Raw genomic sequence first — 11,088 nt, forward strand, 5'->3', positions numbered from 1 at the left:
GGCGCGATCCCGGAGCTGGAGAAGTTCGTCGCGAGCTGCGTCTCCCGCGACATCCGGGCCCGCGTGATCGGGTCGACGGTCGCCTCGCACTGCGCGCAGGTCGACCGGCTCCGCGACCAGATCCTCGAGCTGTTCGCGGACATCACGCCGCAGACCGGCAGCATCCCGTTCTACTCGACCGTCACGGCCGAACGGATCGACACCGCGACGCTCGACGCCGAGTACTGGTTCCGGAACGCCCGCCAGCCCGTCAGCTTCGCCAAGGTCGTCGAGAAACTCGTGCAGGACGGTCACCGCGTGCTCATCGAGTCGAGCGCGCACCCCGTGCTGATGTTGCCCGCGCAGCAGACGGCCGAGGCGGCGAACACCGAGATCGTCGCCATCGGCTCACTGCGCCGCGACCAGGGCGACAAGCAGCGGTTCACGACCTCGCTCGCCGAGGCGTGGGTCGCAGGGCTCGACGTCGCTTGGCAGTACCCCGGCGGCAGGAACGTCCTGCTGCCCACGTATCCGTTCGACCGCCAGAGGTTCTGGCCCGAACCACTCGCCAAGGACACGTCCGACCCGGTCGACGCCGAGTTCTGGGAGCTCGTCGACAACGGCGGCCTCGAGAACATCGGTGTCGAGCAAGGCGTCGCGCACACGCTCGCGCAGTGGCGCAACCGCCGCAAGTCCGAATCCACAATGGACACCTGGCGATACCGCGACCAGTGGGCCCCGGTCACCGTCACCGGCACGCCCAGCGGCACGTGGCTCGTCGTCACGTCCGGCGCCGAAGCCCAGGACGTCGTCGACGCGGTGGGTGCCACGCACATCGACGTCGACGAGCAGATCAGCCGGCAGGACCTCATCGCACGCCTGCCCGAGACGATCGACGGCGTCATCGCGATGACCGGCCTGCAGGCCACGGTCACCGTGGTCCAGGCACTGGCCGAAGCCGGTGTCAACGCGCCGATCTGGGCCGTCACACGTCACGCCGTCGCCATCAGCAGCGAATCCGTCGACCCCGCCCAGACCGCGATCTGGGGCCTCGGCCGCGTCGCCGCGCTCGACCTGCCGCGCCGCTGGGGTGGTCTGATCGACCTGCCCGAGACGCTCGACGTCAAGGCGGCGCAACGGTTCGCTGCCGTGCTGACCGGTTCGGAGGACCAGGTCGCGATCAGGGACAACGGCGTGTTCGCACGCCGTCTCGTCCGCACGAACGCACACCACAGCCCCGAGTTCCAGGTGTCCGGCACGGTGCTGATCACCGGCGGCACCGGCGCGCTCGGCGGTCACGTCGCGCGCTGGATGGCCGAAGCCGGTGCCGAACACCTGGTGCTGACCAGCCGACGCGGTCTCGACGCACCGGGCGCCGCGGAACTCAAGGCAGAGCTGGAGAGCACGACACGGGTCACGATCGCGGCCTGCGACGCGGCGGACCGCGAAGCGCTGGCAACCCTGCTCGCGGGCATCGACGATCTCACGACGGTCGTGCACGCGGCGGGTATCGGCACCGGCGACGCCCCGATCGACGAGCTCCGGTATGAGGACGTCACCGCGTTGCTCGACACGAAGATCACCGCGGCCAAGCACCTGCACGAACTGGCTCCAGAAGCACGTTTCATCCTGTTCTCGTCGGGTGCGGCGAGCTGGGGCAGCGGTGGCCAGCCCGCGTACGGCGCCGCCAACGCCTACCTCGACGGCCTCGCGCACCTGCGTCGTTCGCAGGGCCTCAAAGCGACGTCGATCGCCTGGGGCGCGTGGGCGGAAGCCGGCATGGCGGCCGACCACGGCATGTACGAGGCGCTGCACCGGATCGGCATCGGCTCGATGCCGCCCGAGCTCGCGATGAGGGTGTTGCGCCAGGCCGTCGCCGACGACCAGACCCAGCTCACCGTCACCAACATCGACTGGGCGAAGTTCGCGCCCAGCTTCACCGCCGAACGGCCGAGCCCGCTGCTCACCGGAATCCCCGAAGTGCGCCAGGCACTTGCCGAGGAGCCCGTCGAGGAGTCGGGGCTCAAGCAGCGCCTGGCGAAGCTCACCGAGGCCGAACGCGACCGCACGTTGCTCGACCTGGTCCGCGCCGAGGCCGCGAAGACGCTGGGCTACGCGGAAAGCGACCAGGTCCCGGTCGGCAGGGCGTTCCGCGAGCTGGGCTTCGACTCGGTCACCGCGGTCGAGATGCGCAACCGCCTCAAGACCGCGACCGGGCTCGCGTTGCCCGCGACGCTCGTGTTCGACTACCCGACCGCGACCACGTTGGCGCAGCACCTGCGTGACGAGCTGTTCGGTGGCACGCACCACATCGAGGTCCGCGCGGCCACGATCGCCACCGACGACCCCATCGCGATCGTCGGCATCGGCTGCCGCTACCCCGGTGGCATCACGACGCCGGAAGCGTTGTGGGACCTGGTGTTCGAGGGCCGCGACGTGATCTCACGGTTCCCGACGGACCGCGGCTGGGACCTGGAACGGCTCGCCAGCTCGACGTTCGAGGGCGGTTTCCTCGACGCCGTGGCGGACTTCGACGCGGGCTTCTTCGGGATCTCGCCGCGCGAGGCCGTCGTGATGGACCCGCAGCAGCGCCTGCTCCTCGAAACCTCCTGGGAGGCCCTGGAACGCGCCGGCATCGACCCGACGACCCTGAAGGGCAGCCTGACCGGCGTCTTCGTCGGCACCACCGGCCAGGACTACGAGTCGCTGCTGAACCGGTCGCTGGAGGAGACCGGCCCGTACGCGACGACCGCGTTCTCCGCGTCGGTGTTGTCCGGCCGCATCTCCTACCTGCTCGGACTCGAAGGCCCCGCGGTCACCATCGACACCGCCTGCTCGTCGTCGCTCGTCGCCATGCACTGGGCTTCTCAAGCCCTGCGCAACGGTGAGTGCGACCTGGCTCTGGCCGGTGGTGTCGCGGTCATGACCACGCCGAACGCTTACTCCGCCTTCACCGCTGCCGGCGGGCTCGCACCGAACGGGCGCTGCAAGGCGTTCTCCGAGGCAGCGGACGGCACCGGCTGGTCCGAGGGTGCCGGTGTGGTGCTGCTGGAACGGCTGTCGGACGCGCGCCGCAACGGGCACGAGGTTCTGGCTGTGCTGCGCGGCTCGGCGATCAACCAGGACGGCGCGTCGAACGGCCTGACCGCGCCGAACGGTCCGTCGCAGCAGCGCGTGATCCGGCAGGCGCTGGCGAACGCCGGGCTGCAGCCGTCCGAAGTGGACGCTGTTGAGGCGCACGGCACGGGTACGACGCTGGGTGACCCGATCGAGGCACAGGCCGTGCTCGCGACGTACGGGCAGAACCGGGAAACCCCGCTGCTGCTCGGTTCCATCAAGTCGAACCTCGGCCATCCTCAGTCGGCCGGCGGTGTCGCGGGCGTGATCAAGATGATCATGGCGTTGCGCAACGGGGTGCTGCCGCAGACGCTGCACGTCGACGCGCCGTCGTCCAATGTGGAATGGAGTACGGGCAACGTCGAGCTGCTCACCGAACGCCGCGACTGGGCTGCCAACGGTCATCCGCGCCGGGCAGGCGTCTCGTCGTTCGGTGTCTCCGGCACGAACGCGCACGTGATCATCGAGGAGGCGCCGGAGTTCTCTCCCGTGGTGCCCTCGGCGACTGCCAGCGCCTCGGTGGTTCCTCTGGTGGTGTCGGGCCGGTCCGAGGAGGCACTGGCAGACCAGCTCGCGCGCCTTGGCTCGGTGGACGCCTCGCCGCTTGACCTGGCCTACTCGCTCGCGGTGTCGCGGAGTTCGTTCGAGCATCGGGTGGTGCTCGTCGACGGTGTGGAGATCGCAAGGGGAGAGGCGTCCGAGCGCGACCTGGCGTTGGTGTTCACCGGGCAGGGCTCGCAGCGGCTGGGCATGGGACGCGATCTGTACGAGCGGTTCCCGGTGTTCGCGGATGCCTTCGACGCCGTGCTCGCGCACCTCGACCCGTCGTTGCGGTCGATCATGTGGGGCGAGGACGCGGAGGCGCTGGACCAGACCGGCAACGCCCAGCCCGCGATCTTCGCACTGGAAGTGGCGCTGTACCGGCTGGCGGAGTCGTTCGGGATCAAGGCCGACCGGCTCGCGGGCCACTCGATCGGCGAGATCGCGGCTGCGCACGTTGCGGGCGTGTTCAGCCTGCAGGACGCGTGCACGCTCATCTCCGCGCGGGCTTCGCTGATGCAGGCGCTGCCGGGCGGTGGCGCGATGATCGCGATCGAGGCGAGCGAGGACGAGGTCAGGCCGCTGCTCACGTCCGGGGTGTCCATCGCGGCGGTCAACGGGCCGAACGCCGTGGTCATCGCCGGTGTTGAACAAGAGGTTCGTGGGATTGTTGAACAACTCAACAGTTCTACGACGTGCAAGTCCAAGCAGCTCAAGGTGTCGCACGCGTTCCACTCGCCGCTGATGGAGCCGATGCTGGATGACTTCCGGGCGGCCATCGCGGGCATATCGTTCAACGATCCGACGATCCCTTTGTTGACTGGTGGGATTGTCCAACAATCCGAGTACTGGGTGCGGCACGTCCGCGACACCGTGCGGTTCCACGACACGGTGCGCGCGCTCGACGGCAGCACGTTCCTGGAGATCGGCCCCGACGGCGTGCTGTCAGCGATGGTCAGCGGCATCCCGCTGCTGCGCAAGGACCGCGGCGAGGAGCAGGCGTTCGTCAACGGGCTCGCCCGCCTGCACGTCAGCGGCGCGACCGTGGACTGGAGCGCGCTGTTCGAGGGCACGGGCGCGCGGCGGGTGGATCTGCCGACGTACGCGTTCCAGCACGAGCGGTACTGGCCGACCGTGCTCGATGTCGCGCCGGTCGACCGCACTAGGTCCTCTGTGGACTCGTGGCGGCACCGCGAGTCGTGGGAACGGATCACCCCGCGTGGCAAGGTTTCCGGCACGTGGCTGGTCATCGGTGCGGAGGACGACTTTGCTCGCGAGGTAGCGGCGGCCGTCGGTGGTGCTGTGGTGCAGGAGGTCCCGGAGACGCCGTTCGACGGGATCGTGTCGCTGCTGGCGTTGGACGCCGCCGTTGACGAGAACGGTGTGCCGCGCGGTGTGATCGCGACGATGGAGCTGATCCAGTCGTTGGCGCGCAAGGGTGTCAGTGCCCCGGTGTGGGCGGTGACGCGAGGCGCGGCCACCAGTGCGACGCAGAGCGCGGTCTGGGGCCTCGGCCGCGTGGCGGGGCTGGAACTGCCAGCTCAGTGGGGCGGTCTGGTCGACGTCACGGGTGACGTCTCGCAGCTGGCCGCGGTGCTCGCCGGCGACGAGGTCGAGATCGAGATCCGTGCGGAGGGTGTGTTCGCGCGGCGCTACGAAGCCGTGGCGCCAACAGATGCGATGTGGGAGCCGCGCGGCACCGTGATCGTCACCGGCGGCACGGGCGCGCTCGGCACGCACGTCGCCCGCGACCTGAAGGAACGCGGCGTCGAGAAGATCGTGCTGGTCAGCCGGCGTGGTCTCGACGCGCCGGGTGCCGCGGAGCTGCGTGACTCGCTGGGCGCGGAGGTCGTGGCGTGCGACGTCGCGGATCGGGCTGCTGTCGAGCGGTTGCTGGCCGAGTACCCGCCGAACGCGATCGTGCACACCGCCGGTGTCCTGAGCGATGGCGTGCTGGAAGGTCTTGCGCCGGAACGGTTCGCGGACGTCTTCCGGTCGAAGGTGGCGTCGGCGCTGGTGCTGGACGAGCTGACGCGGTCGCTGGAACTGGACGCGTTCGTGCTGTTCTCGTCCGTCGCGGGCGCGCTCGGCAACCCCGGACAGGCCAACTACGCGGCCGCGAACGCCGTGCTCGACGCCATCGCGCGGGACCGGCGTTCGGCGGGCCTGCCAGCGACGTCGATCGCGTGGGGCGCGTGGGCCGGTTCCGGCATGGCCGACGGTGTGGGCGCGGACCTGAGCGCGATCACGATGCGGCCGGACCTGGCCGTGGAGTCGATGTGGCGTGCGGTCGCGGAGGACGCGCCGACCGTCGCCATCGCGATCCTGCCGCCGAAGCCCAAGGCGCGGAAGAAGGTCGCGGTTTCCGGCGACGCGCTGGAGATCGTGCGGACGGCTGTCGCGTCGGTGCTCGGATACGCCGGGCCGCACGCGGTGGGCGTGGACAAGGAGTTCCGAGACCTGGGGTTCGACTCGCTGACCGCGGTCGAGCTGCGCAACCAGCTGTCGGCGGCGACCGGCCGGACGTTGCCCGCGTCGCTGGTCTACGACTACCCGACGCCGCGCCGTCTCGCCGACCACCTGCGCGGTGGGTCGGTCGAGGAGCAGGTGACGTCTGCTCGTGCTGATGAACCGATCGCCATCGTCGGTATGGCTTGCCGCTTCCCCGGTGACGTGAACACGCCCGAACAACTGTGGCAACTGCTGCTCGACGGACGTGACGGCATGGGCGCGTTCCCGGTCGACCGCGACTGGGACGTGGAGTCGGTGCTGTCGACGTCGATCACGCGTGAGGCCGGGTTCCTGGCCGGGACCGCGGACTTCGACCCGGCGTTCTTCGGCATCTCACCGCGTGAGGCTCTCGCGATGGACCCGCAGCAGCGGTTCCTGCTGGAGACCACGTGGGAGGCACTCGAGCGCGTTGGTGTCGATCCACTCTCGTTGCGCGGCTCTCAGACCGGTGTGTTTGTCGGCACCAACGGCCAGGACTACGCCACGTTGCTGACGTCGTCGTCTGAGGACACCGAGGGCCACGCAGCGACAGGTCTCGCGGCTTCGGTGATCTCGGGTCGTCTCTCCTACACGTTCGGCTTCGAGGGTCCGGCGGTCACCGTCGACACGGCGTGCTCGGCCTCTCTCGTGGCCATGCATCTCGCGGTGCAGGCGTTGCGCGGTGGTGAGTGTTCGCTCGCGGTGTCCGGTGGCGCGACGATCATGACCACGCCGCACGCGTTCGCCGAGCTGACTCGTCAGGGCGCTCTCGCGGCGAACGGCCGGTCGAAGGCGTTCTCCGACGACGCGGACGGTGCGGGCTGGTCCGAGGGTGTCGGCATGGTCGTGATGGAGCGGCTGTCCGACGCCGTGCGCAACGGTCACCGGGTGCTCGCGGTGATTCGCGGGTCTGCGGTGAACCAGGACGGCGCTTCCAACGGCCTGACCGCGCCGAACGGTCCTTCGCAGCAGCGGGTGATTCGTGCTGCTCTCGCGAACGCCGGTCTGTCCGTTGGTGATGTCGACGTCGTTGAGGCGCACGGCACGGGCACGGCGCTGGGGGATCCGATCGAGGCTCAGGCCCTGATCAACACCTACGGTGCCGACCGCTCGGCTCCGCTCTGGCTGGGTTCGGTGAAGTCGAACATCGGCCACACGCAGGCGGCTGCGGGTGTCGCCGGCGTGATCAAGATGGTGCTCGCGCTGCAGAACGGCCTGCTGCCGCAGACCCTGCACGTCGCCGCGCCTTCTTCGCACGTCGACTGGTCGGCGGGCACGGTCGAACTGCTGACGTCGGCCCGTGAGTGGTCGCCCAACGGCCACGCGCGACGGGCAGGCGTCTCGGCGTTCGGTATCTCCGGCACGAACGCGCACATGATCCTGGAGGAGGCGCCGTCGTCGTCGGTATCGCGCGCGGGGATCCCCCCGATTTCCAGCGTACTCACCGAAAGGCCTGGTCAAGCGGGCTCGCCGGAATCTGTGGACAACTCAGCGCCTGTGGACAACTTGGGCGTTGTCGATCTTCAGAACGCCGAATCGTCAGTGCCGGATGCGACGATTGGAGTGGGGACCTCGGACTCCCCCTGGGGGGCCCAGTCGGGATCGATTCCGCAGCTCGGAGCGGTGCCGGGTGCGGTGCCGGGTGCTGTGCCTGGCGCGGTGCCGTTGGTGGTGTCGGCGAAGTCGCCGGCGTCGTTGAGGGCGCGTATCGAGCAGGTGCGCGCGCTCGAGGGCGAAGTGGAGGACATCGCGTTCTCGTTGCTGACAACGCGGTCGGTGTTCGATCACCGTGCGGTGCTCATCGGTGACGAAGTGGTCCAGGGTGTCGCGCAAGAGAGCGCGCCGGTGTTCATCTTCCCGGGGCAGGGTTCGCAGTGGCACGGCATGGCGGTCGAACTGCTGGACGAGGACGAGACGTTCGCGCACTGGATCGCCGAATGCGACCGGGCGATCGGGAAACTGGTCGACTGGTCGGTGATCGACGTCCTGCGGGGCGAGGCGGAACTGCTGGAACGCATCGAGGTGCTGCAGCCGACGCTGTTCGCGGTGATGGTGTCGCTGGCTCAGACGTGGCGCAAGAACGGGGTCGAGCCGGCGGCGGTCGTCGGTCACTCGCAGGGTGAGATCGCGGCCGCCTACATCGCCGGGGCGCTCAGCCTGGACGAGGCGGCCAAGATCGTTGTGCTGAGGAGTCAGCTGTTCGCGGACGAGCTGGTCGGAAACGGCGCGGTGGCCAGTGTCGCGCTTCCGGTCGAGGACACGCGGAAGCTGATCGAGCAGTGGCCGGCGCTGTCCATCGCCGGCATCAACAGTCCGAACGCGTGCACGGTCGCCGGCGCGCTGCAGGAGCTCAACGAGTTCGTGGAACTGTGCCAGGCCAGGGAAATCCGGGCACGGGTGGTGGCCTCGACGGTCGCCTCGCACGGGCCGCAGGTCGAGCCACTGCGCGAAAAGCTCCTGACCATGCTCGGCACGATCACGCCGCGGCCGAGCGACATCGCGTTCTACTCGACGGTCAAGGCCGAACGCATCGACACGACGACCCTCGACGCCGGCTACTGGTACGAGAACGCGCGCAGGCCCATCGAGTTCGTCGCGGTCACCCGCAAGCTCATCGAGGACGGCTACCGGGTGTTCGTCGAGTCGAGCCCGCACCCGGTGCTCACCATGTCGGCGCAGGCCACCGCCGAGGCGGACGGGACAGAACTGGTCACGGTCGGCTCGCTCAGGCGCGACCAGGGCAACAGCCGGAGGTTCACCGCGAGCCTCGCCGAGGCGTGGGTCGCGGGGCTCGACGTCCAGTGGCACTTCCCCGGTGGCAGGAAGATCGACCTGCCGACGTATCCGTTCAGCCGCAGCAGGTTCTGGCCGAAGGCGGGCACCAAGACCGTCAACGCCGAGGACAGCGCGTTCTGGCAGCTCGTCGAGAACGGCGACCTCACCGAGGCGTTGGGCGTGAACGCAGAGGAGATCGTTCCGGCGCTGAGGGAATGGCGCGCGAAGCGGCAAGAACAGTCCACTGTGGATGGATGGCGCTACCGCGACGAATGGCAGCTCCTGCGCGGCGTCCAGGCGACAGGCATCAACGGCACATGGCTCGCGGCGGTTCCCGAGCAGACCGACGAGTGGACAGAAGCGGTGCTCCGGACGTTCGGCAACGACGTCGTGAAGGTCACGGTGCGCAAGGACGCCGAACGCGCGCTGCTCGCCACCGAGCTGATCGGAATCGAACCCGTGGGCGTGATCTCGTTGCTCGGCACCGAGAACACGCCGCACGAGGAGTTCACGTCGACCCCGCTGGGCCTCGCGTTGAACGTCCTGCTCGTCCAGGCGCTCGGCGACGCCGGCAGCACCGCGCCGTTCTGGGCGGTCACGAAGCAGGCGATCTCGACCGGTGCCACCGACCACGTCACCCACCCCGGCCAGGTCGCGTTGTGGGGCCTGGGCAGGGTTGCCGCGCTCGACCTGCCGCGCCGCTGGGGTGGTCTCGTCGACCTGCCGGAGACGATCGACGGCCAGATCGAGCAGGGCCTGGTCGCCGCGATCACCAACGGCGGTGGCGAGGACCAGCTCGCGGTCCGCGGCACGGGCGTGTACGGCCGCAGGCTCGTTCCGGCCCAGCGCGCGCCGAAGTCCACCGAGTGGACGCCACGCGGCACGGTTCTGATCACCGGCGGCACCGGTGCGCTGGGCGGCCACGTCGCCCGCTGGGTCGCCGGACGCGGCGCCGAGCACGTGTTGCTCACCAGCCGCCGCGGCGATCAGGCGCCGGGAGCACGAGAACTGCGCGAGGAACTCGAAGCGCTCGGAGCCCGCGTCACCATCGCGGCCTGCGACGCGTCGGATCGCGCGAGTCTCCAGGTCGTGATCGACGAGCACCCCGACATCAGGGCGGTGGTGCACGCGGCCGGCATCGTCGAAGGCAACGCCCCGACCGACGCGCTCGGCATCGACCAGCTGGACAGGCTGCTCAAGGCCAAGATGACGTCTGCCTGGCTGCTGCACGAGCTGACGGGCGAGCTGGACGCGTTCATCCTGTTCTCGTCCGGTGCGGCGAGCTGGGGCAGTGGCGCGCAACCCGCGTACGCCGCCTCGAACGCCTACCTCGACGGCCTCGCGCACTTCCGCAGGGCACAGGGCCTGCTGGCGACGTCGATCGCCTGGGGCGCCTGGGCCGACTCCGGAATGGCGTCGGAGAACGAGGAAGGCGCCGAACAGCTGCGCCGGCGTGGCGTCCACACGATGAAACCGGACCTCGCGATCACCGCGCTGCAGCAGGCGGTCGAGGACGGCCACACGTCGCTGACGATCACCAACATGGACTGGGAGAAGTTCGCGCCGAGCTTCACCGCGTCCAGGCCGAGCCCGTTGCTGATGGGCATCCCGTCGGTCCAGAAAGCCCTCGAAGAACCCGAGACGACGGACTCAGGGCTCAAGGAGCGGCTGCTGGCGTTGCCCGAGGCGGACCGCGCCAGGACGTTGCTCGACCTCGTCCGCACGGAGGCCGCGGCGACACTGGGCTTCGAGAGCGCCGAGGCGTTCGGGCCGGCCAGGGCTTTCCGCGACGTCGGTTTCGACTCAGTGACGGCCGTGGACCTGCGCAACCGGCTCAAGACGGTCACGGGCGTGGCGTTGCCCGCGACGCTGGTGTTCGACTACCCGACCCCCGCCGCGCTGGCCCAGTTCATCCGCACGGAGCTGCTCGGCGACGTCGCGGCCGCCAGCGACCCGGAAGCGCACATCCGCGAGACGCTCGCGTCGATCCCAGTCAGCCGCCTGCGCCAGGCCGGTCTGCTGGAGCTCGTCCTGCAACTTGCCCAGGAGAGTGGGGAAAACAACAGCGCTCCGGATGTTGTGCTTGCAGCCGAGGCGGAATCGATCGACGACATGGACGGCGAAGCCCTCCTGCGTCTGGCGATCGGGGACGCCATGAACTAGCGGGCGATCCGAGAAGGAAGCGCG

General features: G+C 69.5%; 1 protein-coding gene (running past one end of the window). It reads left to right on the forward strand.

The features are described from left to right. On the forward strand, positions 1-11,064 hold the final stretch of the coding sequence (locus ABZ345_RS09670; RefSeq protein WP_359844805.1) for a type I polyketide synthase. The gene continues 17,019 nt to the left of window position 1, outside the view; 11,064 of the gene's 28,083 nt are visible here — the last part of the coding sequence; the start codon falls outside the window, past its left edge; it ends in the stop codon at positions 11,062-11,064. Positions 11,065-11,088 lie beyond the last annotated feature (24 nt).

The sequence above is a fragment of the Lentzea sp. NPDC005914 genome (assembly GCF_040629405.1).
GTDB lineage: Bacteria > Actinomycetota > Actinomycetes > Mycobacteriales > Pseudonocardiaceae > Lentzea.